General features: G+C 33.4%; 23 protein-coding genes and 3 pseudogenes. 4 read left to right on the top strand and 22 right to left on the bottom strand.

The window, feature by feature from the left end; all coding sequences use genetic code 11:
• Positions 1-19 precede the first annotated feature (19 nt).
• The 13 genes and pseudogenes from AB1282_RS16495 to AB1282_RS16435 form a co-directional block, all read right to left on the bottom strand.
• Positions 20-1,087: a phosphotransferase family protein gene (locus AB1282_RS16495; RefSeq protein WP_429899566.1), complete on the bottom strand. Its 1,068-nt coding sequence runs from the start codon at positions 1,085-1,087 to the stop codon at positions 20-22.
• Between the two features lie 31 nt (positions 1,088-1,118).
• Positions 1,119-1,520 (bottom strand): acyl-CoA thioesterase, encoded by a 402-nt coding sequence (locus tag AB1282_RS16490; protein ID WP_056476912.1) that lies wholly within the window; start codon positions 1,518-1,520, stop codon positions 1,119-1,121.
• Between the two features lie 74 nt (positions 1,521-1,594).
• On the bottom strand, positions 1,595-2,164 hold the full coding sequence (locus tag AB1282_RS16485; RefSeq protein WP_056476909.1) for a TetR/AcrR family transcriptional regulator: 570 nt from the start codon (positions 2,162-2,164) through the stop codon (positions 1,595-1,597).
• Between the two features lie 205 nt (positions 2,165-2,369).
• Positions 2,370-3,992: a long-chain-fatty-acid--CoA ligase gene (locus tag AB1282_RS16480; RefSeq protein WP_429899565.1), complete on the bottom strand. Its 1,623-nt coding sequence runs from the start codon at positions 3,990-3,992 to the stop codon at positions 2,370-2,372.
• Between the two features lie 60 nt (positions 3,993-4,052).
• Positions 4,053-4,712: pseudogene (locus AB1282_RS16475) on the bottom strand (SDR family NAD(P)-dependent oxidoreductase).
• A 183-nt stretch (positions 4,713-4,895) separates the two neighbouring features.
• Complete coding sequence (locus AB1282_RS16470) at positions 4,896-6,011, bottom strand: RNA-guided endonuclease InsQ/TnpB family protein (RefSeq protein WP_429901163.1); 1,116 nt, start codon at positions 6,009-6,011, stop codon at positions 4,896-4,898.
• A 159-nt stretch (positions 6,012-6,170) separates the two neighbouring features.
• Positions 6,171-6,257: pseudogene (locus AB1282_RS16465) on the bottom strand (short-chain dehydrogenase); the annotation flags it as partial.
• A 34-nt stretch (positions 6,258-6,291) separates the two neighbouring features.
• On the bottom strand, positions 6,292-7,530 hold the full coding sequence (locus tag AB1282_RS16460) for an acyl-CoA dehydrogenase family protein (protein ID WP_429899564.1): 1,239 nt from the start codon (positions 7,528-7,530) through the stop codon (positions 6,292-6,294).
• Between the two features lie 65 nt (positions 7,531-7,595).
• On the bottom strand, positions 7,596-8,345 hold the full coding sequence (locus AB1282_RS16455) for a 2-phosphosulfolactate phosphatase (protein WP_056476903.1): 750 nt from the start codon (positions 8,343-8,345) through the stop codon (positions 7,596-7,598).
• A 36-nt stretch (positions 8,346-8,381) separates the two neighbouring features.
• A complete protein-coding gene (locus tag AB1282_RS16450; RefSeq protein ID WP_429899563.1) occupies positions 8,382-9,155 on the bottom strand; it encodes an SDR family oxidoreductase in 774 nt (257 codons plus the stop codon).
• Between the two features lie 578 nt (positions 9,156-9,733).
• Entirely contained in the window at positions 9,734-10,999 is a 1,266-nt protein-coding gene (locus AB1282_RS16445) for a S1C family serine protease (RefSeq protein WP_429899562.1), read from the bottom strand.
• 263 nt (positions 11,000-11,262) lie between these two features.
• The gene (locus tag AB1282_RS16440) at positions 11,263-11,586 is read right to left on the bottom strand and encodes a helix-turn-helix domain-containing protein (RefSeq protein WP_056476894.1); all 324 of its coding nucleotides are present in this window, start codon (positions 11,584-11,586) and stop codon (positions 11,263-11,265) included.
• Between the two features lie 178 nt (positions 11,587-11,764).
• Complete coding sequence (locus AB1282_RS16435) at positions 11,765-12,250, bottom strand: Lrp/AsnC family transcriptional regulator (RefSeq protein WP_056476891.1); 486 nt, start codon at positions 12,248-12,250, stop codon at positions 11,765-11,767.
• Positions 12,251-12,479: 229 nt separating this feature from the next.
• Here AB1282_RS16435 and AB1282_RS16430 point away from each other — a divergent pair, with 229 nt between their 5' ends.
• Positions 12,480-13,403 carry a DMT family transporter gene (locus AB1282_RS16430; protein ID WP_429899561.1) on the top strand — a complete coding sequence of 308 codons (924 nt, stop codon included), beginning with the start codon at positions 12,480-12,482 and terminating at the stop codon, positions 13,401-13,403.
• 207 nt (positions 13,404-13,610) lie between these two features.
• On the opposite strand, the gene AB1282_RS16425 is transcribed toward AB1282_RS16430, so the two are convergent.
• The 5 genes from AB1282_RS16425 to AB1282_RS16405 all read right to left on the bottom strand — a co-directional run bounded on the left by AB1282_RS16425 (position 13,611) and on the right by AB1282_RS16405 (position 19,867).
• Positions 13,611-14,387 (bottom strand): AraC family transcriptional regulator, encoded by a 777-nt coding sequence (locus AB1282_RS16425; protein WP_056476884.1) that lies wholly within the window; start codon positions 14,385-14,387, stop codon positions 13,611-13,613.
• A gap of 25 nt (positions 14,388-14,412) precedes the next feature.
• Complete coding sequence (locus AB1282_RS16420) at positions 14,413-14,988, bottom strand: LysE family translocator (RefSeq protein ID WP_429899560.1); 576 nt, start codon at positions 14,986-14,988, stop codon at positions 14,413-14,415.
• Between the two features lie 385 nt (positions 14,989-15,373).
• A complete protein-coding gene (locus tag AB1282_RS16415; RefSeq protein ID WP_056476878.1) occupies positions 15,374-16,762 on the bottom strand; it encodes an amino acid permease in 1,389 nt (462 codons plus the stop codon).
• Between the two features lie 137 nt (positions 16,763-16,899).
• A complete protein-coding gene (gabT, locus tag AB1282_RS16410; protein WP_056476875.1) occupies positions 16,900-18,228 on the bottom strand; it encodes a 4-aminobutyrate--2-oxoglutarate transaminase in 1,329 nt (442 codons plus the stop codon).
• A gap of 217 nt (positions 18,229-18,445) precedes the next feature.
• Entirely contained in the window at positions 18,446-19,867 is a 1,422-nt protein-coding gene (locus AB1282_RS16405; RefSeq protein ID WP_390311367.1) for an aldehyde dehydrogenase family protein, read from the bottom strand.
• 466 nt (positions 19,868-20,333) lie between these two features.
• Between AB1282_RS16405 and AB1282_RS16400 the strand changes: the two genes are divergently transcribed.
• A complete protein-coding gene (locus AB1282_RS16400; protein ID WP_172795451.1) occupies positions 20,334-21,347 on the top strand; it encodes a LacI family DNA-binding transcriptional regulator in 1,014 nt (337 codons plus the stop codon).
• 141 nt (positions 21,348-21,488) lie between these two features.
• On the opposite strand, the pseudogene AB1282_RS16395 reads toward AB1282_RS16400, so the two are convergent.
• Positions 21,489-21,815: pseudogene (locus AB1282_RS16395) on the bottom strand (globin domain-containing protein); the annotation flags it as partial.
• 175 nt (positions 21,816-21,990) lie between these two features.
• On the opposite strand from AB1282_RS16395, the gene AB1282_RS16390 reads away from it, so the two are divergent.
• Positions 21,991-22,554, top strand: a complete 564-nt coding sequence (locus tag AB1282_RS16390) for a beta-class carbonic anhydrase (RefSeq protein ID WP_056476863.1) — start codon at positions 21,991-21,993, stop codon at positions 22,552-22,554.
• Between the two features lie 241 nt (positions 22,555-22,795).
• On the opposite strand, the gene AB1282_RS16385 is transcribed toward AB1282_RS16390, so the two are convergent.
• On the bottom strand, positions 22,796-23,080 hold the full coding sequence (locus AB1282_RS16385; protein WP_429899559.1) for a hypothetical protein: 285 nt from the start codon (positions 23,078-23,080) through the stop codon (positions 22,796-22,798).
• Between the two features lie 233 nt (positions 23,081-23,313).
• Here AB1282_RS16385 and AB1282_RS16380 point away from each other — a divergent pair, with 233 nt between their 5' ends.
• Positions 23,314-24,642 carry a glycosyl hydrolase family 18 protein gene (locus AB1282_RS16380; protein WP_429899558.1) on the top strand — a complete coding sequence of 443 codons (1,329 nt, stop codon included), beginning with the start codon at positions 23,314-23,316 and terminating at the stop codon, positions 24,640-24,642.
• Between the two features lie 193 nt (positions 24,643-24,835).
• Here AB1282_RS16380 and AB1282_RS16375 read toward each other — a convergent pair whose 3' ends face one another.
• The gene (locus AB1282_RS16375; RefSeq protein WP_429899557.1) at positions 24,836-25,000 is read right to left on the bottom strand and encodes a hypothetical protein; all 165 of its coding nucleotides are present in this window, start codon (positions 24,998-25,000) and stop codon (positions 24,836-24,838) included.
• A 366-nt stretch (positions 25,001-25,366) separates the two neighbouring features.
• The gene (locus tag AB1282_RS16370) at positions 25,367-25,945 is read right to left on the bottom strand and encodes a dihydrofolate reductase family protein (RefSeq protein WP_056476854.1); all 579 of its coding nucleotides are present in this window, start codon (positions 25,943-25,945) and stop codon (positions 25,367-25,369) included.
• Positions 25,946-26,137: the final 192 nt, after the last annotated feature.

The raw sequence follows: 26,137 nt of genomic DNA, 5'->3' as shown, positions 1-26,137 counted from the left end.
ACACTCCCTTTATATGAATCTATTTAACTGCTAGATCATTGGCAATCCTAATCAAATTTTCTGCGAATTGGTCAAACTTTGCAAAACGCTGGTCACTTGTTTGCCCTGCTTTAAATCGATAGAAGATTTGTTGAACAATTACTGCTAATTTAAAATAAGCAAAAGCCATGTAGTAATGTATGTTTGATAAATCTCTACCACTTTTCTTTGAATATGCTTCAATAAATTCATCTCTTGTAATAAATCCTTCTTGAATCGTAACAGGTGGTTTACCTAATCCAAATTTTAATAAATCTGGATCATCATTTTGAATCCAATAGCATAAAGCTACACCTAAATCAGCTAAGGGATCACCAATTGTTGCCATTTCCCAATCAAATAGTCCAATCATTTCCTTTAAATCGTGACTAAACATTGAATTATTCAATTTAAAATCATAATGAATAATTGATGAGTGATGATTTTTTGGTACATTATTGATTAACCAACTCATTAGTCGATCAACCTCGGCAATTTCACTAGTCTTTGCTCTGTTATAACGTCCAATCCAGCCGTTAACTTGTCTTTCCATAAAATTCTCAGGTTTCGTTATTTCTAGGAGTTTTGTTTTTGTATAGTCTATGGAGTGTAACTCTACCAGCTTATTTACCATTACAGTAGATAATCTTTTACGATCTTCAATCGTTACGTTTAAATGTGGAGGAAATGATGAGTCAAATACTTCACCATTTTTTCTTTCCATTATGAAAAATGGACTACCTACGATTACTTCGTTTTCTGAATATAAAATCGGCTTAGGTGCAGCCGAAAAGTGGGGATGTATTTCTGATAAAATCCGAAATTCTCTTTTCATATCATGTGCCTTTGGGGCAACTGGGCCAAGTGGTGGCCGTCTTAACACAACCTCCCATTCTCGAATTTTTAGTAAATAAGTTAAGTTTGAATGACCCGCTGAGAACTGACGAATTGTTAATTCTCCATCTGGAAGACCATCAATATTTTTTTCTAAAAATTTATGTAGAACATGAGGATTTAACTCTTCACCTTTACGAACTTGAATCGTTTCTAATTCAACCTTTTCAGCCATATTACCCCTCCTTCGCTTTAGAAAATCCAGTTTATTTCACAACTAAATGCCTATCTAACTTCTCTCTAAAAACTTCTGGAAGTACTTCACTACGTTGCTCTTTAAAGTTAAAAAATACGATGATCGCATTACCTGTAGCAATCATTTGATTTGTCTCTTCACAACAAATTTCATGTTCGAGATGAAAGCTTTTATTTCCTATTTTTGAAATATAAGTTGATACTGACAATTTTTGATTAAAGTGACCTTGATTTACAAAATCGCATTTTGTAGACGCTAGAATAAACTTCCAATCATCTAGATTCATTGAATAGCCAAGAGATTGGAAGAATTTAATTCGCGCTTCTTCTAAATAAATAAAGTAACTAGTATTGTTAATATGACCTAATGCATCCGTTTCACAAAATCTAGGGGTTACGGTGAATTTTTCCATAAAACAACCTACCTTTATCAATTATTTTGTATTTACCAATACTAACTAGTCGGTATGTAAAGTAGAAGGAGAAACTACTCCCCTACTTTAATCCCTTTTAAGATCATTTCTTGGAATGACTTCGCGATTTCAAATGCATTTTTTTGTCCTTCTGCGTTATACCATTCATAACTCCAGTTCATAACACCTAAAATACCGAATGAAACGATTGGTACATCTAAATCTGATCTTAAATCACCATTTTTAATTCCTTCATTCAGAAGTTTCTCAATATTAAATCGATATAAATCCCTTTTAGCCTTAATTTCTGTTAAACTTTCAGGATTTAAATGTCTCATTTCACGATAAAACACTTTTGCGCTTGGGCCTTGTTTTTTAATGTCCATTAAGCTTAAATAAATGACTTCAAATAGCTTATCTGAAAAGCTTTTCTTTGCATCATTAATAACTTCTTCTTGTTCATTTAATACTTCATCAATAAATTGAAGGTGAATTTCCATAAGAAGCTGTTCTTTGCTTGTATAATAATAGTAAAAAGTTCCTTTTGTAACTCCGATCGATTCGACGATATCTTGAATGGATGTACTCGTAAATCCTTTTTTATCAAATAGCTGTATAGAGTGTTCCTTTATTTTTTGTTTCATTAGATGTCCTCGCAATCTTAAAAATTCAATAGAATTATATCATAGTACAAGGAAGGTTTTATCATAATCTAAATAATTAAATAGAAGGACATCACATCTTACTATATTTATAGATGTTCCTTGTGAAAGATACTTATTATTTTTACTTATGCATAGTATTAATGAAATGCAGTATCAAAAGTAATACCATAAATACATTCTTTCCTTATACTTGCCTGATCGAGCTTTCTTCTTCTCTAATAGCTCTTCTTAATATTTTGCCAACATTCGTTTTTGGTAGTTCATTTCGGAATTCGATCACTCTTGGAACTTTATATGTCGCTAAATGATTTTTGCAGTATTCCTTCATTTCCTCTAAGGTAAGATGTTTATCTTCTTTAAGTACAATCACTGCTTTAACTGTCTCACCTCTATAAGAGTCGGGTACACCTATTACTACAGCTTCTTTTACGAAAGGATGCTCATAAATTACTTCTTCGATTTCACGTGGATACACATTAAAGCCACTTGCTATAATCATATCTTTTTTTCGATCTAAAATTGAGACGTATCCATCTTCATCGACGCTCGCAATATCACCAGTATATAACCATCCATCTCTAATTGTATTTGCAGTTTCTTCTGGCAAATTCCAATAGCCTTTCATCACTTGAGGACCTTTAATAATTAATTCACCAATTTCACCAACTGGAACTTCGTCTAATCCGCTAGCTATATCAACAATTTTTGAATCAGTTGATGGATATGGGATTCCCACAGTACCAGGCTTTCTTGTTGCAAATGCAGGATTACTATGAGTCGTTGGCGATGCTTCAGATAATCCATAGCCTTCTAAAATAGTAGCACCTGTCTTTTTTTCGAATTGCTTCATTAGTTCTACTGGCATCGGTGCACTTCCACTATTACAAAGCTTTATCGCATCTATCCCGTATTTTTCAGACTCAGGATGATTAATTAATGCAATATACATAGTTGGAACACCTGGAAATAGCGTAGGTTGTTCATTTTTTATCGTATTTAAAACTTCTTCAATTTCAAAACGTGGAAGGATAATCATTTCATTTGCCATAAAAACACTTAAATTAATGCATACTGTCATTCCATAAACATGGAAAAACGGTATGATGGATAAAACCCGCTCACGACCCGGATCAAATGCGCCATTAAAAAATTCGCTTTGCTGCATTATATTTGCGTAGAGATTTCGGTGGGTTAGCATGACTCCTTTTGAACGTCCAGTTGTTCCACCCGTATATTGAAGAATTGCAACATCTTCATGAGAATCGATTGTAACTGGTTTCAGTTCTTGATCTCCGCTTTGCAAAAATGTTCCAAATGGAACGCCTTCGCCATAATACTCTTCTGTACCAGTTAAATTTACTACGATAATTTTCCGTAAGTTCGTTTCTTCAATTAACGGTTTGACGGTTTGGTACAAACTATTTAATACAACAATCGTTTCAGTTCCTGAGTCATTTAATAATTCCTTTAATTCTCTTTCGACCGACATTGGATTTATTTGGGTTACGATACCACCTACAGTAAGAATTCCATAATATGAAATAACATATTGTGGACAATTTGGAAGCATGATTGCTACACGGTCACCTTTTTGAATGCCATTTTTTTGTAAAGCAGAAGCAAATCTATTAACTGCCGACTGTACTTCTTTATAAGTATTTTTTTTACCATAAAATGATAAACAAGAATGATTAGGATAGTGATCGACAGTTTCATTAAACATTTCTGGAATTGATTTTGTTGGAATTGATAGTTCTTTTGCAATATATTCAGGATAGTGAGCTAACCAAACTTTATTTGTTGACATACATAACTCTCCATTTCTGATTATGAATATTGTTTTAAACAACTTTTCAAATCTAATAGATTAGAATATTAATCCTCCACCATCAACTGATAACGTTGCTCCAGTCACGAACGATGCTTCATCGGATGCTAAAAATAGTGCAGCAGATGCGACTTCATCAGGAGTCCCTATTCTACCAAGTGCATTTGCACGGGATAAAATCGGCCACTTTCTTTCATCATTTTTCCATTCCTTAATAATATTTGTATCGATTATTCCAGGAGCAATTGCATTTACTCGAATATTATATTTTATTTACTCCAATGCTGCATTTTGTGTTAATAAGACTACTCCACCCTTAGAAGCATTGTAAGCACTTACATATTTCCTACCTTTTAAGCCTAGTAAACTAGCTGTATTTATAATCACACCACTGCCAGATTTTTTCAGCTCAGGAATTGCATATTTTATGCCTAAAAATACACTTTTTAGATTAATATCAATTACCTGATCCCATTCCTCCTCTGCTAAGTCTACACTTCTTACTTCGGAGTTCCCTATTCCAGCATTGTTAAACAAAATATCAATTCTACCAAAATGTTCAACAGCCCGCATCATTAAATTTTGAATGCTCTTACTTTCGGCAACATTCGTTTTAACGAAAATAGCTTCTGGATATTGTTCTTTTATGATACCTAGCGTTTCTTCACCAGTAACTTCATTAATGTCTGCTATAACAATTTTTGCTCCGTTGCCAAAAACTTATAAAAATCAATATAAAACTTTTATTTTTATAGTTTTCGTTTATTTCCCTTTTCTACGTGTCCGATTTTGCCTAGTTAGGCTACTTTCGTTTGGTCTAATACTCCAAGGGCGTAAATTCGGATACAACGAATCCTACATATCAGTAATGACGTCTAAGTATCAGTTTACTAATTTATATCGTGACAAGTTGATTGCTGCGTTTAAATCTCGATCGATTTCATGACCACATTCACATTTGTATAGTCGGTCTGATAGTTTTAAATCATTTTTCTTATTTCTACAACTTGAACACGTTTTAGAAGATGGGTACCATTGATCAGCTTCAACAAATTCAATGCCATATTTTTCACATTTATATTGAATCTGGCGTTTGAATTTATATAAACACTGTTTCGCGATTGCTTTTGAAAGGTGCTTATTCTTCATCATTCCCTTAATATTTATAACCTCCATTACGATGCGATAAGGTTTGGTTTTCACGATTTCGCTCGTGGATTGATGAAGATGGTTTAGTCTGATATTCGTCAACCTTCTATAGAGGTTTTGTATTTTCTTTTCAATTCTTAGTATATTGCTTGTTTTGACGAAACGGTTTCCCTCCTTATTCATTTCGTATTTACGAGAGACTTGACGTTGAAACCTACGTAGGCGTTTCTCTGCCCTTCTAACAGTTCTTGTTTTGTTTATATTTTTCTTCCTAGTGCCATCTGAACAAACGGCTAATTCTTTTACCCCAACATCAATACCAAGTGAAATGTCTGTCAGTTCAACAATTGATTTAGATTCTTCAATCCCTACAGAAAGATACCAGTATTTTCCATCATTACTAATTCTAGGGTTATAGTATTTTTTATCTGGTATATATTCAGAAACTACAACCCAACCGACTTTTTCAATCAACACTTTCTTTCCTTTTACTTTCAACTTCACATTATCGTTATAAAAAGATGGTTTTGATTTTCTTTTACTTTTGAATCGTGGTTGACCTGCTAACCCTTTAAAGAACTTTTCATACGCATGACAAAGATCTTTTATCGCTTGTTTTGTAATATTATTCGATACTTCATACAACCAAGAAAATTCATCAATTTGTTTTAAACCAGTCAATTCTTTTCTTAATAGGCCATCAGAAATAAACTTCCCACTGTTTTTATAGGTTTCTTTCTGTTTGGACAATGCCCAGTTATAAGCCCATCTGGCAGTTCCCACTGATTTCCATAATTGTGTTTCTTGTTCTTTAGTTGGTCTTAATCTTACTCTTTTTGCAAGTATCAATGTTTTATTCATATTATTAAGAGTTTGTTCAGTTCCACCGATCGAATCAACTTTCAAATTACTCACCTCATGTTCTATATAAACACAATGAGTGATTTGCATTTAGAACAAATTGTGATATTTTTAAAAACTTTTAAAAATTTAAATTAAGAGTTGTTAACCTTCTTTTGCGAAGCGGATAGCTGTAGCATGCCCGATACCACTACCTCCGCCTGTAATAACTGCGACTTTATCTTTTAGTCTCATTTCGACCCTCTCTCAATCTGTCATTTAATATGAATTAATTCTTTATTGTTGAGAAGTTATTTTCTGCAGCATGTTTTTTTAATTCTAATCTTGCTAATTGCGCTCGATGTACTTCATCTGGACCATCAGCTAATCTTAACGTTCTGGCATTTGCCCATTGAGCAGCTAATGTATAATCATCAGATACACCTGCAGCTCCAAAGGCTTGAATAGCGCGGTCAATTACTCGCAGGGCCATTGAAGGCGCGACGACTTTTATCATTGCAATTTCTGCTTTCGCCTCTTTATTCCCAACTGTGTCCATCATATATGCAGCCTTTAATGTTAGTAATCTAGCTTGTTCAATTTCTATTCTTGAATTAGCAATCCATTCTTGAATAACGCCTTGATTTGCAATCGGTTTACCAAATGCTGCTCGATTTTGAACACGCTTACACATTTCTTCGAGTGCCCGTTCTGCAGCACCAATTAATCTCATACAATGGTGGATCCGACCTGGACCAAGTCTACCTTGTGCAATCGCAAATCCTTTCCCTTCTCCCCATAAAATATTGCTTGCAGGAACTTTTACATTTGTAAACGTAATTTCTGCGTGTCCATGCGGTGCATGATCATAACCGAATACTGGTAATACCCTTTCGATTTTTACGCCAAGTGTATTTAATGGGACTAGAATCATAGATTGCTGTTCATACTTAGGTGCATCCGGATTCGTTTTCCCCATAAATATTGCAATTTTGCATCTAGGATCCCCCGCTCCTGATGACCACCATTTTCGACCATTGATGATATAATAATCACCATCTTTTTTGATACTCGCTTCAATATTTGTTGCATCAGAAGAAGCAACCTCAGGCTCCGTCATTGAAAAGCATGAGCGAATTTCACCATTTAAAAGTGGTACCAACCATTTTTCCTTTTGCTCTTTCGTTCCATACCTTTCTAAAACTTCCATATTCCCAGTATCTGGTGCACTACAATTAAACACTTCTGGTCCAATCATAGATCGTCCCATAATTTCGCATAATGGGGCGTATTCTAAATTCGTTAACCCTGCTCCAAGGTCACTTTCAGGTAAAAATAAATTCCATAATCCTGCTTGTTTTGCTTTTTGTTTTAATTCTTCCATAATCGGAGGTACATCACTCCACCTAGTTTCTTGTGCATTTAACTGTTGCTCATATATTCGCTCGTTAGGATAAACATAAGTTTCCATAAAATTTTTTAATTTTAATTGAAGCTCTTTACTTTTTTGCGAATATAAAAAATCCATTCAATCATCCCTTTCACATATCGTTTTTGACTAACAAGAAGTTACAGTGATTAATAGATCAGTATTTAAATAGTTTCCTTTGAAAAATTGACATTTACTACGCTTATACCATCTGCAAATACCGGAACAACATTAAAAATACTTTTACTACAAACAAATTTTAATTCCTCTTCAAATCCATAGCGAATTAACATTTTACCAACATTTGATTCCGCTAAAATCTCATCACATTTTTCTTTCAACCCTAAGTAAAAATAATGAGCAGATTTAGCTGCATCGGATAAATCTAAATGACATGATTCATTTACTAAGCAATCAATAAAATAACCTGCTCCATAAAAGTCTTCCATATTAAATTGTCCTGACGACCCCGAACATACTAAAATAACAGACTCATCTTTATAGGATTGTATTAAATGATTTGCAACTGCATTTGCATTCAAAATGGATGCAGCGTATACCCTCTTTGCATTTTGAGAATTTTTTAATGCCACAGTTCCATTCGTTGTTGATAACACGATTGACTGTTCAGCAACAACTTTCTTTAAAGTTAATGGATTAGGAGATAGAAAACCTTCTATTGTATTCCCTTCGTATTCTCCTATTAATAGATATTCTTTGTTCAAATTTTTATTTGTGAAACGAACTGCCTCTTGTCCATTCTTAACAGGTATAACCTCTTTAGCACCAAAGGCTAATGTCGCTGTAATTGTTGAAGTAGCAAGTAACACATCAAAAACGACTACTATCTTTTCATCGTTTATTTTTTGAAAATCAATGTCTTCTTTTTTCATCAAAAGATGAAGTTTGCCCATTAACAAAACTCCTTTTTGATTATGATGTTTCAAACATTACACAATTGATGCTCCACCATCAACAACTAGAACAGATCCAGTCACATAATTCGAAGCTGGCGTTGCTAAAAATAAAGCTGCACCTTTTAATTCGTCTTCATTTCCAAATTTCTTAAGTGGTATAGATTCTATTATTTCATCTGTTCCGTGGGAAATAACATCTTTAGACATTTTTGTTGGGAAAAAACCAGGAGCTAATGCATTTACATGAATGCCAGTAGGACCCCATTTAGCAGCTAAATCTTTTGTAAAACTGATCACTGCACCTTTACTTGCACTATAACCAACCGCATTCATTACTTTCGGATTCGTTCCCACTAAGCCAGCAATAGAAGCAATATTGATAATTTTTCCAGATTTTTGTTCTAACATGATTTTCCCAACTGCTTGGGACATTAAAAAAGTACCGGTTACATTAACATTCATTACTTTATTCCATGCCTCTAATGGCATGTCTTCAGCAGGTGCTCCCCAAGACGCACCACTATTGTTTACTAATATATCAATTCGCCCAAATTTCTCTTTCGTTTCTTCAACTACTCTTTGCACATCTTCTTTGTTTGTTACATCACACTTCAATGCGAAAGATTCTACACCTAAACTTTTCAATTCTTCACTAATTTCCTGGCATGCTTCTACATTTCGAGAACAAAGTACAACATTTGCACCTGCTTCAGCGAATCCTTTTGCAATTTGTTCACCAAGACCTCGTCCTCCACCAGTTACAATAGCTACTTTCCCAGTTAAATCAAATAACTCTTTTACGTGCATTTCAAATCCTCCTAAAATTAGTATTTATTTTATAAAGCCCCAATTTTTGCTCAATACTTTCGCTTCATTCTAAAACAAACTTTTAGATACTAACCAGTCGGTATGTTTGTTAATTAGATAATACAAGATAAATTCTGAATATTCAATATTAAATGTTGTTATTTTTTTTTATGTTACTTTTTATCCATATTCACATTTACTAGATTATTTGCTTACTATTTTAGTTTGAGTTAGGATATACCTTTTTCAAATAACCCATTTAAATAGGTTCCAACAGTAAAAAAATCTTTTAAAACGTTTAAACCAATAGATTTTTGATCATCCTTCATTTATACGGCTCCTTTTGTTTGTAGCTCTGCAATTGGTTTGGGTAGGATTTATCCATCTCATTCGTTCCAATTGCAACCTACGTTCAGCAAAATGGAGCCGTTTCGTTTTTTACCAAGATAAATATAGTTTTATGCAATCATCCCTCAAGCATTTGCTCAATAAATAGATTCAAATACATTTTTCATAATTTATGATGTCTACACTGCTGATTAGGTGTAGATTTTTCAAGATCTATGTGAGTTTCTAGTTTAGTCGGATTCATAATCGGTTGATGGTGGATTCGATGTGGTATTTGATTTACTTTTGCTGTTAAACGTGAAAGTGTATAGAAGAAGAATGAGGATCAGTATACTTGCGACAGTATCTTGAATGTAAAAACTGGTTTTGTAATCTGCCCAAAGTGTTTTGCTTGAGCTCATTTTTTGTTTCGATTCATGAATATAGTGTTTTACTTCTGGGTGGTTCGGATAGATTTTTTGGACTGCTTCAAATTTTGTCAGTGCATTTTTGTAATAGCCGGCCCAGTAGAAAGTTAACCCTTCTTTGAACAATTTATCAGTTTTGCTTTCAGTGACATGAACGTCCGCTTTCTTGACAACCTTTTTCAATGTGTTCACAGGTACCGCAAAATGAAATCCTTGCACTTCTTGGTCATTCACCGTATCTCCTCGGAAGGTGAGTAAGCCAATCAATTGTCCTTTGTTATTAATGATGGGTCCTCCACTATTTCCATGGGTAGATGCTGCATTGATTTGAAGGACTGGGCTACCAGCTAATGTAGTTTTTGAGATAGCTGAGATTTGCCCTTTATTCATCGTGGGGATCACATAACTATGCATCGATAGCAATTCAGAATCTGCCGCAGCTGGGTAGCCAATCACCCAAATATTGTCTTGATCTTGAATGGAGTCACTGTTTCCAAGTGGAATTGTAGGATAGTGGGAGCCGTCTATTTTTAAGAGGGCCACATCTTTGCCATGATCGGTAGGTTGTTGATAGCTTTTGACGACTGCGCTAATAGGATCATCTACTGTCGGCAAGTATAAGTCGACGCCTTTTTGGAAGATTTCGTAACTAGTATACTGTTTCAAGTATGCATCTGTGAATTTGTGCGTCCAATTATTTTCCGTAGCAACATCATCCACAAGAATTGAAAATGCTTGAGAAAGAATATCATGATCGGACAATTGATGAGAATAAATGAGAACATGAGCGTTTGTTACAATATAGCCGTCCGAATTAATGATAGCTCCAGATCCAAAACCGTCAAGTTCGGTTTTATAATCCCATTTCTTCAGCACACTCGTCACGCGTTCATCATCTAAATTAATCGTCCATTTCACAATCGCATAATCAACAATTCGAACAACTGCGGGCTTTGTGGTTTCAGCTAATTGTTGAGGTTTGAGTAAGTCAGGGGTTGAAGGTTTAGTCGAAGTGAGCACAAACGTTGTAGCGATAAGGATTGCTAACAAGATACAAAACGGAATGGTTATGAATGCTTTTTTTTTCATTCCACACATCCTCTCATTTGTTTTGCTTACGATCATCTCCCAATTGAGAGTACATACACAAAAGCAAAAAAATGACATACACCCTTACTGATATTTGCACTATAAAATCAATCATTTCTTTAGCCATTTAACTTTAATGCAATAGAAAAAGCCGCAATTATGCAGCTTATACTCTACTACTATTGTATGGTAATTCAATAAAAATTAGATTATTTATTGAAAATTTCTTCTCCAATCTACAATTAAAATATTATCATTACTAATTAAGGGATCGTAGTTAATTCTACATTTACTAACCATTTATCGATTGCTGATTTAGGATAGTAAAACTCAGATCCAATTTTTAAATGAGGAAGTTCACTCGAATAACTACCTTCACCATCATCTAACTCTGTTAATTTTTGAATTTCTTCCTTACTTAATCCTAAATAATCAACTAACTCTGACTGTGTTAATAGTTGATGTTGATGCTGTACAGAAAGACTCGTTGAAACTTTTGTTCCCATTCCATTAGAAATCATCCAACTTCCAATCACGATACATATCCCTAAAAGAAATATTGATATAGCTATAATATAATTTTTCATATGTTCACCTCTGTTCATTTAATTCAATATCAGCACACTTTCCCTTTATTAAAAAACTAAACTTTTATCCAGTAATCAAAATTAGAGATTGAGAGTAAAACACATACTTTTACATTTGAAAGTTAATTTCATATTTATACCAAAGGGCTAAGATTTATGTTGTAAAACTTTATAAATCTTATTCTTCTTTTTCACATAACGGCAAAACGGTAGAATATTTGATTTCTCTTAAAGCTAAACTTGTTTGAATTCTTGTAATTCCGAGTTGATTTAACTTACGAATAAAGTTCTCCAATTCTTTTCGTTCTCTGTTGGCAACTTTTAATAAATAGTCATACTCCCCTGTTAATAAGTGGCACTCTAAAACTTCAGGCATAGATTGTAACGCTTTCTCTAACACTTCTAATTTATCGGCTTGATGGATATTTGTATTGATAAAAATAAAACAAAGCAAGTCAAATCCCAGCTTTTCTTGATTTAAGATCGCAACTTGTCGATCGATATATCCCTCATTTTCTAATCGTTTAACTCTCGCATGTGTAGCTGGTGGTGACAAATTCACATGTCGCGCTAGTTCCGTATTGCTAATTTGGCTTTCCTTTTGTAACTTATCTAAAATTTTAAGATCTACTTCATCTAATACTTTATTTCCTTGGTGTTCCACTTCTATCTACTCCCTTTCATTTATTCGGAAAATAGTTTCGATTCAACACTTAAAACGAATTATATTTCCCAAAATAACGCTTTTGATTAAGATTATTTCGTATTTATATCATTATACAAAATAATCTACGGTGAAATGAACAATTATGTTAAACTATTAAAAAAATAGTAAGAAATCACTGTGTAAGGTCTTTTTTAAACATTAAAACAGTGAATTTGGGGGTTTAGATATGCCAATCTTATATATACTGTTGTTATTATTAACAAGTTTGTTATGGGGAGGAAATTTTGTCGTTGGAAAATCCCTTGTTGGTCACGCTTCTCCAATGACCTTGACGACGCTAAGATGGGGAATTGCAATTATCGTATTATTACCAATCGTATGGTGGAAAGAAAAGAAGATTTTACCTCCACGTAAAGCTATTCTACCATTAATCATGATGGGAGTTACAGGTGTTGTTCTTTTTAATCTCTTTCAATTTATGGCATTAGAAAAGACATCTGCAACAAATGTCGGTTTAATTTCGACCCTAAATACAATTTCCATTGCTTTATTTTCATCTTTATTTTTAAAAGAAAGAATGAACTTTTTACAAATATTTTCAATGTTTATTTCGTTCTTAGGGGTTATACTTGTACTTTCTAAGGGAGATCTTAATCTATTATTCTCAATGAAGTTTAATTTAGGAGATTTATGGATGGTCATTGCCGTCTGCATATGGGGAATCTATTCGGTTTGTAGTAGATGGGCAACAAGGCTTATATCACCTATGTTGTCTACACTATATTCAGGGATATTTGGACTCGTTGTAATCATCCCTTTTAATCTCTCAGATTTTACGCTTGTAAAAATGAATAGCTCATTTATTTTCTCAATTTTATATACTGGTATTATTTCGACTGTCTTATGTATGCTCTTTTGGAATATTGGTGTCCAAAAAATTGGAGCAACTTCAGCAGGTATTTTCCTAAACTTCAATCCGATTTTCACAGCCATTTTAGCGTTTTTCTTATTAAATGAAAAAATGACATGGGTTCAAGGACTTGGGAGCATTATCGTAATACTAGGTAGTTTCTTGTTCACTTACTTTAAAACAAATGGAATGTCTAAAAACAATCGGATTGTAAAGAAATCTATGAAATCTCCAGCTTAAAGTCTTCATGTTGAGAAGAATTTTCTTCTGCCGAATATTCGTTAGCTGAATAATAATTATTAAAATAGCCTGTATCAACGATTACTTGGTAATCTTAGATACAGGCATTTTATATTAATCTTGTTTTCTTAAATAGATCTAGACTTCACTCTTTAATGATCATTTCACTTTCTGGATTTATCTATTTTCGTAGAACAAATACTCCCCTTAATCTAAATAAGACATATACTCATATGCTGTAGTTCCATATACACTTTTAAAATGTTTATTTAAATGGGTTAAATCTACAAAGCCACATTCCGATACCGCTGAATATATATCTCTATTTTTTTCGATCAACTGCTTTGCGCGTTCAATCTTACAGTTAAGAAAGTATTGATATGGTGATATGCCCGTATGAGTCTTAAAGTATCTAATAAACTTGAATTTGGATAAATTAAGTTCATTACATATCTCATCAAGCTTAAGAACTTTTTCCAAATTGGAATGAATCAAATTCTTCGCTTTTTTCATTAGCGCGTTATCTTTCTTATAATCTCTTGAAAGATTAGTTCTAATAAGACGATCTGCTAGAGATACTAGTAATTCACTACAAAATGCCTCATCTTTTTCACTTAATATAGCATTAGAAAGACTTACTATTTTTTGTTCAAGTTGATGATCATACACAATAGGGTTCGAAAAACGTACTAAGTCCTTGTTCTCATTTACTTCTAACAGCAATTGTGGATCTAAATATAGCATGACATAATCAATACCAGACTCATCATATGCCATTCCGTCATGTGCTTGTTCTGGATTAAAAAGCATGACACCATTTTGATGTGATAACTGTAAACTTCCATCCAGATTATATTGTTGTATACCACGTAATGTAACACCTATGGCATACTCTTTGTGAGAGTGTTTTTTATACTTAAAATCAGTCATACTTGCTGAGAGCGCCGTAATACCTGATGATTTTTTGTAGATAAATTTCTCCATTAAACTCACCTCTTTAACAGCTTACTTATATCCAGATCATGACTGCTGCGTAAACTAAGCAAAATGCCATCACGATATTAACAGTTTTTTTTTGTTTCTGTAAAAAAACTTTGAAGATTGAACCGAAAAGAACCCATGTAATAAATGCTAAGAATCCAATGATTGTGATCACGATAACACTAATTGTAACAGTAGACATTTTGACATGATAAGGCAATATATAGCTAGGAATAACTGTCATTGTAAACAGTACCACCTTTGGATTTAAAAACTGCATCAGAAATCCTGACATAAAGGTACCTGATTGTTTCTCGGATGATTTTGATGAATCCATTTTGTAAATCTGATAAGCAAGATAGATCATATAAAAGCTTCCTATAACCTGCATAAGATTTAAAATTTTTGGGATAATCCCTATCAGCATTGTGTTTAGCATAGCAGAAATTAAAAGTAATAAACCAAAAGCAAGCGTTGCACCATATGTATATTCCAATGCCTTTTTTGTCCCAGTATTATGCACTGTCGATAATATTACGATATTAGTAGGTCCTGGTGTAAAAGTAACAATAAAACAATATAAAATAAAAGATGTAAAATTCATGAGGTAACTCCTTTCACGTTATTCTCATTTCATCTTACAGCTTAAATTTAAATGCTATATAGTATATTATTGCAAGTTTATTCTATAATTTCACGACACAAAAAAAGGTTGTCTAGTTAGAAACCTTTATAAACCCTTATTGAACTTATGTATGTGTTGTTGTATCAGAAACTTATTTTAAGTCTAAGGAGTCATGACTATTAATTAATAATTAGGACTAATAGAAAAAAAGCCAGAAAAACCATCTCATAGGTTTTTCTGGCTTCTAACTTAATAAGGTAGTACTAAAAGCATTTTTTCTCCGACAACGCTTTCATCTCATATTCTCTATTTGTTTCATTTTTGCATTGATAAACATCATTATGAAAGTGGAACGTTGCCTATTTCAACTCGCTGTTGTTTCATGTTTTGATTCGACTTTCTCTTTCTTTCCAATTTTAAAAATAAAAAACGATGAAATTACTAAAACTGTAATTAATGATGTTAAAAAGAACTGTGAGCGAAGACCATCCATAAAGTACATCGAGAAATAAATTACGACCATTGCTATAATCGTAATGTAGGTTAAAAATGGAAAACCCCACATTTTTAAACGTAACACTTTTCCGTTTTTCTCAGCTTGTTTGCGCTTTATTACATGTGATACTGCAATAACAATATAAACTAGAAGGGCAATTGACCCTGATGCATTTAAAAGAAATGAAAAAAGTTTATCTGGTGAAATAAAATTAAATACTGCAGCCAAGAATGCAAAAGCTGAACTTGCCCAAACTCCCCAATATGGTGACCCACCTTTGTTTACTTTTGTAAAAATTTTCGGAGCATTCCCTTGCTTCGCTAACGAATATAGCATACGAGAATTCGTATAAAGTGCTGAATTCAGACAAGAAAGTACTGACAGAAGTACAACTACTTTCATGATTGTTGCAGCCCCAGGAATTCCTAGATTTGTAAGTAAAGTTACATATGGGCTACTTAACGATTTTGCGTCATTCCAAGGCATTAATAAAACTAAAATAGCAACTGATCCGATGTAGAACAATGCTACACGCCAAACAACTGAATTAATAGCCGTTACAACAGATTTTTGAGGGTCTTTAGATTCACCTGCAGCAATTGCAGCAATTTCAGATCCAAAGAAAGCAAACATTACAGTCATAAATCCACCTAATATCGCACTTATACCTTTCGGGAAAAATCCGCCATGCTGTGTCAAATTTGATAATCCCGGAGATTGAATGTTAGGGAAGAATTTAAATAAAATCGCAAGCCCTACTAACATAAACGCTGAGATCGCCACTACCTTTGTAATGGCAAACCAATATTCAAACTCTCCAAATGTTTTCACTGATAAAATATTAGAAAGTGTAAGTACAAAGGTAAGGATTAAAGCCCAGCCCCATAATGGAATACTTGGAAACCATGAATTCATAATATTTGCACCTGCAATCGCCTCGATTGCGATTGTAATAAGCCAGAAAAACCAATACAACCAGCCAATCGTGTATCCTGCCCAAGGGCCAATCGACTCTTTTGCATACGTTGAAAACGATCCACTATCTGGATTTTCAGCTGCCATTTCTCCTAACATTCTCATAAGAAGAGCAACTAATATTCCAGCTATTAAATAGGCAACAATTGCTGATGGACCTGCACTATGAATTACATTTCCACTACCTACAAATAAACCTGCCCCAATGATACCACCAATTGAAATCATCTGAATATGACGGTTCTTTAAATTTTGTTGTAAACCTTTGTTATGTTTCTCCATACTCACATATTCACCCTATTCTTTTTAACGTTAATATAAAACCCTTTATAAAAACCTTGCATTAAAAGACTCGAGCATTTCCAATTCAACTCCACATTCGGAGGTTACATTAAAAAAATTTAGACATATGAAAATGATTAAACGAACTGTTTAGTTGAAATTTGACAATCAGATAGTACGTTTTCTAAAATTGCAAGCCCTTCGCTAAGTTCCTCATCTGTAATCACTAGTGGACTTAAAAATCGAATGATATTTCCATCTAGACCTGCAGTAAGTAATAATAGTCCAGCTTCATTAGCTGCTTTTGCAATTTTTGTTGTAAGATCTTTATTAGGTGTTTTTGATGTTTGATCCGTCACAATTTCTACTGCACACATTGCTCCTAGACGACGGAATTCTCCAAAACAGTTGTACTTTTCTTGCCATTCTTTCACTTGGCTCTCAAGCACTTCTCCAATCCATTGTGCTCTTTCACATAATTGTTCTTCGTCAATGACTTCTAATACTGCTAATGCAGCTTCACAAGCAAGTGGATTTCCACAATAAGTTCCACCTAATTCACCTGGATCTGCCGTATCCATTATTTCCGCCTTTCCTATAACAGCACTTAATGGCATACCACCTGCGATCGATTTAGAAGCAGTCATAAGATCAGCTGCAATTTCGAAATGCTCCATCGCAAACAATTTTCCTGTTCTTGCGAATCCAGTTTGAATTTCATCTGCAACCATCAAAATACCATGTTTTGTACAAAATTCACGAACATGTTTTACAAATGATTTTGGCGGTATAACAAATCCACCTTCTCCTTGAATCGGCTCCATGACAATACATGCAACAGTCTCTGGTGCTACTGTTGCTACAAAAAATTGATCAAACTGTGCAATAACATCTGCTTCGTATTGCTCATCAGTCATCCCCTCTGGCTTACGATACATATACGGATATGGTGCTTGATATACTTCAGGTGCAAAAGGACCAAAACCAAGTTTGTATGGTTTCACTTTACTTGTCATTGTCATCGTCATTAATGTACGACCGTGGAATCCACGAGTAAATGTCACAACTCCTTGACGCTTTGTATATTTTCTTGCGATTTTTACAGCATTCTCAACAGCTTCAGCACCGCTGTTTAGTAAAATTGCTTTTTTCGCAAAATCTCCTGGCGTTACTTCACACAATTTTTCACAAATTTCAATGTATGACGGGTACATAATGACATTGAATCCAGGATGAATGACCTTTTCTGCTTGCTTTTGTATAGCTGCTACTACTTTTGGATGTGAGTGCCCGACGTTGATTGTTCCGATCGCTGCACCAAAGTCAATAAACTTCTTACCTTCTATATCGTATAGTGTCGCTCCTTTACCCTCTACAGCAATTGCTCGGTTTCCATTACTAACGCCTTTTACTACGTATTTATCCCGTTTTTCTTGCCATTCTTTTGTTGATAGTTGCTTACCCATAATTTCATTCCTCCATTTTTATAATGATTCGATGTTCGACTTTTCAATAACTGCATCTTTTAATTAGGGAGTAACCATAGCTATTATTTATAACTGCAAATTTCCTCACTTCAATTACCAGTATGAGAAACTATAAATATAAAAACGTATACCATCTATAAAGCCAATAAAGCTAGAAGGTAAACTTGAAAAATTATTTTTAGGCGATATATGCAATTTATCCTTTATGCCAAATAACTAGTTTCATTTCAGTCATCTCTTCAATTGCATATTTCAATCCTTCACGTCCTGTTCCACTTTCTTTTACGCCACCATATGGCATTTGATCAACACGGAACGTAGGGACATCATTAATAACAACTCCACCAACATGCAGCTCGTCCGCTGCTTTCAGTGCATTCGAAACACTATTTGTGTAAATTCCAGCTTGCAACCCATAACAGGAATCATTCACAGCATCGATTGCTTCGTCAACTGAAGATACTTTACAAATTGAAACAATAGGAGCAAAAACTTCGTTACACGATACTTTCATGTTACGCGTTACACCTAAAATAACTGTTGGTTCGAGAATGTTACCTTGCGTTTTACCACCTGAAGCAATTGTCGCACCATGAGATTTTGCTTCTTCGATCCAGCTTAAAGCACGATCTAAATCATTAGGTGAAATTAGAGATGAAACATACGTTTCAGGATTTAGAGGGTCACCTAGTTTAAGTTTGCTAGCCGCATCTGCAAACTGCGAAACAAACACATCGTAGATTTTTTCGTGTATGTAAATACGTTGTAAAGAGATACATACTTGTCCTTGGTTTGAAAATGCACCCATTAAGCAACGATCGATGACCTTTTTTACGTCGATGTCTTCGTCAATGATTAATGCAGCATTTGAACCAAGTTCAAGAGTTGTTTTCTTAAGCCCTGCCTTCGCTCGAAGTGAAATTCCAACAGAGGTACTTCCTGTAAAAGTCACCATACTAACTAGATCACTTTCTACAATAGTGTCACCTACGACTCCGCCTGGACCCGTTACAACATTTAATGCCCCGTCCGGTAGTCCTGCTTTTTTGAACAAGTCAGCTATAAAAAATGCAGAAAGTGGTGTTTGTGAAGCTGGCTTCAATACAACGGTATTGCCTGAAGCAATAGCAGGACCAACTTTATGTGCAACTAGATTCATAGGAAAATTAAACGGAGTAATTGCTCCAATAACTCCAATTGGATTTCGAACGGTGTAGCCTATTTTTCCAACTCCTCCAACTGCCGCATCAAATGGGATCGTCTCTCCATGGATTCGTTTTGCTTCTTCTGATGCAAATTTATAAGTTTCAATGGTTCTTATTACTTCTGCTTTGGCGAATATAAGTGGCTTAGCTGACTCGAGAGCAATCACTTTCGCAGCTTCTTCAAAATTTTCTTCAAGAAGCTGTGAAACTTTCTCTAAAATCGTTGCTCGTTGATGAGCAGGCATTTTAGCCATTACTTCTTTAACATCATAAGCAGCTTGAATCGCTATTTGCGTTTGCTCTTTATTAGCTATTGAAATGTCTGCAATCTTTTCTCGTGAATAGGGAGAAAGCAATTCTGAAAAATGTTCTGTTTCTACATGTAGTCCGTTTATCCAAAGATTCTGTTTCATGGTTTCCCCTCCATAATTTATGAATACGTATTAATGATAAACGTCAGCAGGAATAAGTGTCAAATAATTTTTATTTTTTAGCATTTTTAAAATATTCATTTTTTTCCTAAAACCGTACCCGTTTTCTCAGTTTAGTGAGATTCTACTTCAAAATTACGTTAATTTCGGTTAGAACACTCTCGATTAAGCACATTTTTTTAAACAATCTCGGCGTTCCAATCTACATGATCAATAGTCATTCATTCTAGTTTTATGAATACGTATCCAAAATTTTCAATTATTTCCGTAAAAGTCTTAATCAAATTCTTTTTTATTTGTTATAATTAAGAATAATCTCATAAAATTTCTAAAGATTATGTTGTTTATGGAAATTAAAGTAGTTTTGGAGCCTGCCTTATTCATTGCATTTTTAAAATTAATTCACTATTATTTTAAATTAATATACTATGAGCTTGGAGTGATTTATTTGGTTTCTTCACACGATGTTGCGAGGTTAGCTGGTGTCTCTCAATCTACTGTTTCTCGCGTACTAAATGGATCTAAAAATATTAAACAAACTACAGTATCGAAAGTAGAGAGAGCCATAAAAGAATTAAATTATCGTCCGAATATGATTGCTAGAAATCTCGTGAAGAGAAAAACCAACATGATTGCATTAATCACAGGACATATTCAAGATCCATTTTATGAAGAATCTACGCGTGGAATTGTAACCATCGCAGCAAAAAAAGGATATAATGTTCTCGTATATTTTCATAAATCAGATAACGATAACATGCTTTACAACCAAGTTTTAAGTGCACCTGTTGATGGAATCATAATGTCCTCTATTTTAATGGATGATCCTATTTTTCCTTTATTAGAAAGTATGGAAGGCAAACCGTATGTGACTTTCAATCGTAAGCATTCGTTTGGGAAAAACTATTTTGAGATTGATAACATAAAAGCTGGTGAACTAATTACAAATCATATGATAGAGCTAGGTCATAAAAATCTAGCCTTTATAGGTGGCCCGCTACAAGCTTCTACTTTTTACGGTCGATTAGAAGGGTATAAAACCGAGGCTAATAGACAAAAAATAGAAATTCACGAAGATTGGATAAAATCAACCGATACAAGTGTAGAATCCATCGTCAAAGCATGTAAAGAGTTATTTTCAGGTATTGAATTTCCAACAGCCATTGTCGCTGCAACGGATGCTATTGCATTAATATGCTTGGATTTCCTACTTAATAAAGGCTTTAAAATACCAGAAGATATCAGTATTGGTGCAATTGACAATATAGAGTTTTCTGCCCATGCATCTATACAATTAACTACAGTGGGAACTCATTTAAGTCAATCTCTAGGAAATCTAGCTATGGAACATCTAATTAATATGATTGAAAATAAGGAGAAACAAATTGATCCTACAACAACTACAATCACACCCAATTTGATTGTTCGACGTTCAACTAGCCAACCAAGAATAAATAAGTAAAAAGAGACGTGAATAACTCACGTCTCAGATTTTCCAATCCATTTTCCAAATATCATTATGTTCACGCCCTAATAAACTCATCCAATTTTCTCCCTTTTAGCACCTCCATTTTTTTAGTATTCTACTTTTTTATGAGTACTTTACATCTTTAATTGCAGCTAATAAATTTTCTCCAACAATAGGATAATGTTCAGGTTTAATTCCTAAGCTTCTATGTTTATGTGCAATTAGATTTACTTCTTTTAATATTTCGCCTAAATTTTCAATATGTAGCGCCGCTGCATAAACTGCATTTGCTAAAGCAGTTTGTTGTCTTCCTCTTTTTTGATTTGCTTCGTTAAATACATTAAGGAGTTCAGGGTGTTTCTGAAATAACAATTCATAAAAACGAGTTGTAATTGCTTCACCATGAATCTCTAATACTGGCACTGTTGACTTAATAATTTTTATCTTTTCTGGACTTAATATATAAAAAATATCCCTCCTTAAAATGGAAATACTTTGTTATAATTTCCTTTTAAATGAAAGAAAATTCGCAAATAGATTTGTAAATTACAATTAGTTTAACTACTAGAATACTTGTAAGTAGATTGAATAACTTTGAAAAATATGAAATAATTTATTTACTATCAGGAGGGATAAAATGACATTAATTTCAGAAATTCTAGAATACAATCAACAATTCGTTGAAAATAAAGAATATGAAAAATACATAACGACTAAATTTCCCAAAAAAAAAATGGTGATTCTTACATGTATGGATACACGACTTGTTGAATTATTACCACAAGCGATGAACTTTAAAAATGGTGATATCAAAATTATAAAAAATGCTGGAGCAATCGTTTCGCACCCATTTGGCAGTGTGATGCGAAGCATACTAGTTGCAATTATTGAGCTTGGCGCAAAAGAGGTAGCTATCGTTGGACATCATGGTTGCGGCATGAAAGGGCTAGAATCTGATTCTTTTATAGAAAAATGTGAACAAGCTGGGTTAGATAAAGAAATCATAAATACGTTAACAAACGCAGGTATTGATATTAAAAGTTGGTTAACAGGATTTCAAACAGTTGAAGAAAGCGTTGAACAAAGTGTTAAGATGGTCAAAAATCACCCAATGTTTCCGAAAAACATCAGTGTTCATGGACTTGTAATAGATCCAGAAACAGGAAAATTGGATATAGTTGTAGACGGATATGAGAGCTAGTTTAGTGGGAAATTTCATCCTTAAAGCAGTTTCACGATAAGAAAAAGGATTTCCCATTTTGTTATATCCCTGTCAAGTAGACAATAAATAAAAGGTACGCAAATTAAACAACCTTATCCCAATATTCAGTAGGGACTAAGGTTGTTTTAATTTCTTTTCGATTTCAGAAAAAACACTCCGTTTTTACATGGTTAAAAACTCTCTATACAAGCATTATCCAAACTATTCCCTTTTCTGGACTTTACCTTTTATTTTTGTCTTCAGTTAATACTTGTCCTAAATCTTTTGAAAAAGCTGCATGATCTTGATCAACTAAGCTAGTTGCCTCAGTCTCTGTTAGCTGTTGACCTTTTAAACTTGATTCAAGTTGAGCGACTTTTGCTGGCTTATTATTAAATTCAACAATTACACTCGTTTGGTTAGTAGATTCTAAATCGATATCAGGATTAACTCGAAGCCCTGTCTCATTACTCGTTGAAAGTTGATGAAGTGCTGCTCTCTCGGCTGGTGATAAATTTGCTAGCATTTCATCTACTTTCGAATAACTAGCTGCCTTTGTTGAGTTTGTTACATGAGTTTGGGAACCAAGAAAAAACTTGATGATAACGCTAATACGGAAAAACTTTTTACAATCTTACTCCTAATTCTTTTTCTCATAATCATTTGCTTACTCATATAAGTAAAATTTTCTTATTAAGTAAAGGATACTTAATGAGTAGTTAAAATTAAAAATACTACCTATCTAAGGAGGTATTGTGTTTGGCTAAGCGTTTATTAATATTCATATTTACTTTATTATTTTTTTTATTTTCTCCAGTTTTAAGTGCTAATGCTTTGATTGTATATGAAGTAAAACCGGGAGATACTTTGAAAAATATATCGAAACAATATAAATTGAATGAAAAAAGCTTTGCAAATTTAAATGGATTAGATCGGTATGATAATCTTGTGATTGGACAATCTATGATAATTCCTGGGTCTACTTACTATGTGAGACAAGGAGAAACTTTATGGGATATTGCATTTCGACATTCAATTGACATTAATTATTTGAAAAGTAAAAATAATATTACTAGCGATGTAGTAATTCCAGGCCAAAAATTAATTATTCCTTCATCTCCTAAAATCACTATTTGGACTGGTTCTTATTTAATTCCTAAAAATAAAAAAACTAATACATGGATGATTGATTATTATAAAAAGTCACTTACAAGTATTTTTATATTTGAATTTCACCCTACTTCTCAAGGGAATATAATTAAAGTAAAAGAAAATCAGTCTAATCGGATAGCTTGGAAAAATCACATTTTTCCGTACGCTACATTAACTAATATTAGTAAAAATGGTTTCGATCCAAAGCTAGTGCATTCATTACTTAGTAAAACATCAATGCGAAAAAAGTTGGTAAATAACATCTATACTCTTTTAGACAAAAATGATTATAAAGGAATAATGATAGATTTTGAATCACTAAACCCTGAAGATAGGAATAGCCTTAATTTATTTATAAAAGCATTATCTGAGAAACTTCATCGTTCAAAAATGGAAGTTTTAATGGCGATGCCTCCAAAGGAAGCAGATCATATTCCTCAATTTTATGATGCTTATGATTATTATACCCTTGGTAAATATGTTGATAAGATGTTTTTAATGACATATAACTGGCATTGGCCGAACAGTCCCTCAGGCCCGATAGCTCCATTAAATGAAGTGAGAAAAACGTTAAATTATGCTGTATCCGTTGTACCAAAATCAAAATTATTATTAGGAATTCCTCAGTATGCCTACGATTGGCCTATTACTGGTGAGAAACGAAAAGGAAGCGCATATTCCACTCAAAATGCTATTAAAATGTATAAGAAATATGAAAGTGAAGTCTATTTCGATCGAGAAACTTTATCACCTGCATTTCGTTACACTGACAAAGATGGAATTATCCATGACGTTTGGTTTGAAGATCCTCGAAGTTTACTAGCAAAATTTCACCTTGTAAAAGAATATGCTTTAGGCGGATTGGGGTGTTGGCATCTAGGTATTACAATGCCTCAGACTGAACAATTATTACTTAATGAATTTAAAATTAATTAAAAAATTAACAGCCAATTTTTAAATGATTGGCTGTTTTTTATGCTGTGTAATGATTTTTACTTTTTTCTTCTAAAATTGTTCTTAATTCCCAAGTAGTTGCTTCTGAAAATTGTTTCTCAATTAACTGGATAGATTTTAGTGCAATTCCCATCCCCTGGTATTCTGGCAAAATGAATATTGGACTGATCCAAAACTAAGTTTCCTCTTTCCAATAGATACAAATTGCCCCTACAAGAACATCATCATGCAAAATTTTATAAAATCCACCAAAAGAATAATTATTTCTCTTAATTACATTATCAAACGGTTCGTTTGCTGGATTTGTTACGGCATCTTTATATTTATCTAACAATGGCATAAAGGCATTCACTTACATATCAAAAATTACTTGTGCATCTGCGTCTATTACTTTGTCTAATTTTTACTAGCTCACACCAACTAAATTTTTAAGTTCCGATTATTAAATTCTATATTTTATATTGTTTTTCCTTGTTCGACTATCCTGCCATTTAGTTCAACAAAAAAATCGACTATAAAGTCGAGCATGTTGTACAGATAATGCACTGCGTAAGTTGTATTAGAAGAGTAGTCTTTACTTTTCTAATTTAACTCATCAATTCTTTGAATACTTAGTTAGTGTAAACACACTAAAATAAGAACCTATGTATGTATCCTTCATGTATTAGAACCCACCAATTTTTTATTTGGACGGCTAATTTTTTAGTTACGATTTTACAATATTATACGTAAGGCCAATTGCACCGGAATTAAATGTTTTGTTTTCAACAAGTGAGAGGTTGCGTTTATTTTCTGAGCCCTTAAATAAAGGTAGACCACTTCCTATAATAACTGGTGAAATTGTAATTTTAATTACATCAACTAAATCAAGTTCCATAAGATAATGTGCAAATCTTGGACTACCTAAAATAATAATATCTTTACCAGGTTGTTTTTTTATGTTCTTAATTTCTTCCTCAATATTTTCTTTTATTAATCTTGAATTATTCCATTCAGCTTTTTCAAGAGTTGTAGAAAAAACAACCTTTGATGTCTCTTCTATCCATTTAGCATGTTCAATTTCATATTCTGATGCTTCAGGGTTAGAAGGTACAGAAGTCCAATAATTTTCCATCATTTGGTATGTACCTCTTCCCCATAATACTGTATCTACAGTACTTAAAATTTCTCTAGCATGTTTTTCTAATTCTTCATTGTAAGATACCCACCCGATATCCATTGCACCGTTTGGCCCTTCTACAAAACCATCTAAAGAAGAATGTAAAAATAAAATGACATTTCTCATAAAATCCTCCTATTTACTAAGTTATGTTTTTTCTTATGTTTATATAAACGAGAAACTACTAACTGTTTTTATGGTTTATAAGATATTTTTCTTATTCCTTCCCTTTTCTTATATTCTTCACTTGAAAAAAAATCCCTTTAAAATCTGGTTTTCAACGTCAAATCTTTGATAATTTTCCCATTTCTAAATTGA

Origin of the sequence: Gottfriedia sp. S16(2024), assembly GCF_050473765.1 — a bacterium.
In the GTDB taxonomy this organism is placed as follows: domain Bacteria; phylum Bacillota; class Bacilli; order Bacillales; family Bacillaceae_G; genus Gottfriedia.
Note: the sequence above shows the minus strand (reverse complement) of the source record. Positions and strands in the feature narration are given on the sequence as shown.

Bases quoted from the DNA above. Each gene is read 5' to 3' on its own strand.
- AB1282_RS16495 (WP_429899566.1), bottom strand. From the start codon at position 1,087: ATGGCTGAAAAGGTTGAATTAGAAACGATTCAAGTTCGTAAAGGTGAA.
- AB1282_RS16490 (WP_056476912.1), bottom strand. From the start codon at position 1,520: ATGGAAAAATTCACCGTAACCCCTAGATTTTGTGAAACGGATGCATTA.
- AB1282_RS16485 (WP_056476909.1), bottom strand. From the start codon at position 2,164: ATGAAACAAAAAATAAAGGAACACTCTATACAGCTATTTGATAAAAAA.
- AB1282_RS16480 (WP_429899565.1), bottom strand. From the start codon at position 3,992: ATGTCAACAAATAAAGTTTGGTTAGCTCACTATCCTGAATATATTGCA.
- AB1282_RS16460 (WP_429899564.1), bottom strand. From the start codon at position 7,530: ATGGATTTTTTATATTCGCAAAAAAGTAAAGAGCTTCAATTAAAATTA.
- AB1282_RS16455 (WP_056476903.1), bottom strand. From the start codon at position 8,345: ATGGGCAAACTTCATCTTTTGATGAAAAAAGAAGACATTGATTTTCAA.
- AB1282_RS16450 (WP_429899563.1), bottom strand. From the start codon at position 9,155: ATGCACGTAAAAGAGTTATTTGATTTAACTGGGAAAGTAGCTATTGTA.
- AB1282_RS16445 (WP_429899562.1), bottom strand. From the start codon at position 10,999: ATGAAAAAAAAAGCATTCATAACCATTCCGTTTTGTATCTTGTTAGCA.
- AB1282_RS16440 (WP_056476894.1), bottom strand. From the start codon at position 11,586: ATGAAAAATTATATTATAGCTATATCAATATTTCTTTTAGGGATATGT.
- AB1282_RS16430 (WP_429899561.1), top strand. From the start codon at position 12,480: ATGCCAATCTTATATATACTGTTGTTATTATTAACAAGTTTGTTATGG.
- AB1282_RS16425 (WP_056476884.1), bottom strand. From the start codon at position 14,387: ATGGAGAAATTTATCTACAAAAAATCATCAGGTATTACGGCGCTCTCA.
- AB1282_RS16420 (WP_429899560.1), bottom strand. From the start codon at position 14,988: ATGAATTTTACATCTTTTATTTTATATTGTTTTATTGTTACTTTTACA.
- AB1282_RS16415 (WP_056476878.1), bottom strand. From the start codon at position 16,762: ATGGAGAAACATAACAAAGGTTTACAACAAAATTTAAAGAACCGTCAT.
- gabT (WP_056476875.1), bottom strand. From the start codon at position 18,228: ATGGGTAAGCAACTATCAACAAAAGAATGGCAAGAAAAACGGGATAAA.
- AB1282_RS16405 (WP_390311367.1), bottom strand. From the start codon at position 19,867: ATGAAACAGAATCTTTGGATAAACGGACTACATGTAGAAACAGAACAT.
- AB1282_RS16390 (WP_056476863.1), top strand. From the start codon at position 21,991: ATGACATTAATTTCAGAAATTCTAGAATACAATCAACAATTCGTTGAA.
- AB1282_RS16385 (WP_429899559.1), bottom strand. From the start codon at position 23,080: ATGCTAGCAAATTTATCACCAGCCGAGAGAGCAGCACTTCATCAACTT.
- AB1282_RS16375 (WP_429899557.1), bottom strand. From the start codon at position 25,000: ATGCCATTGTTAGATAAATATAAAGATGCCGTAACAAATCCAGCAAAC.
- AB1282_RS16370 (WP_056476854.1), bottom strand. From the start codon at position 25,945: ATGAGAAATGTCATTTTATTTTTACATTCTTCTTTAGATGGTTTTGTA.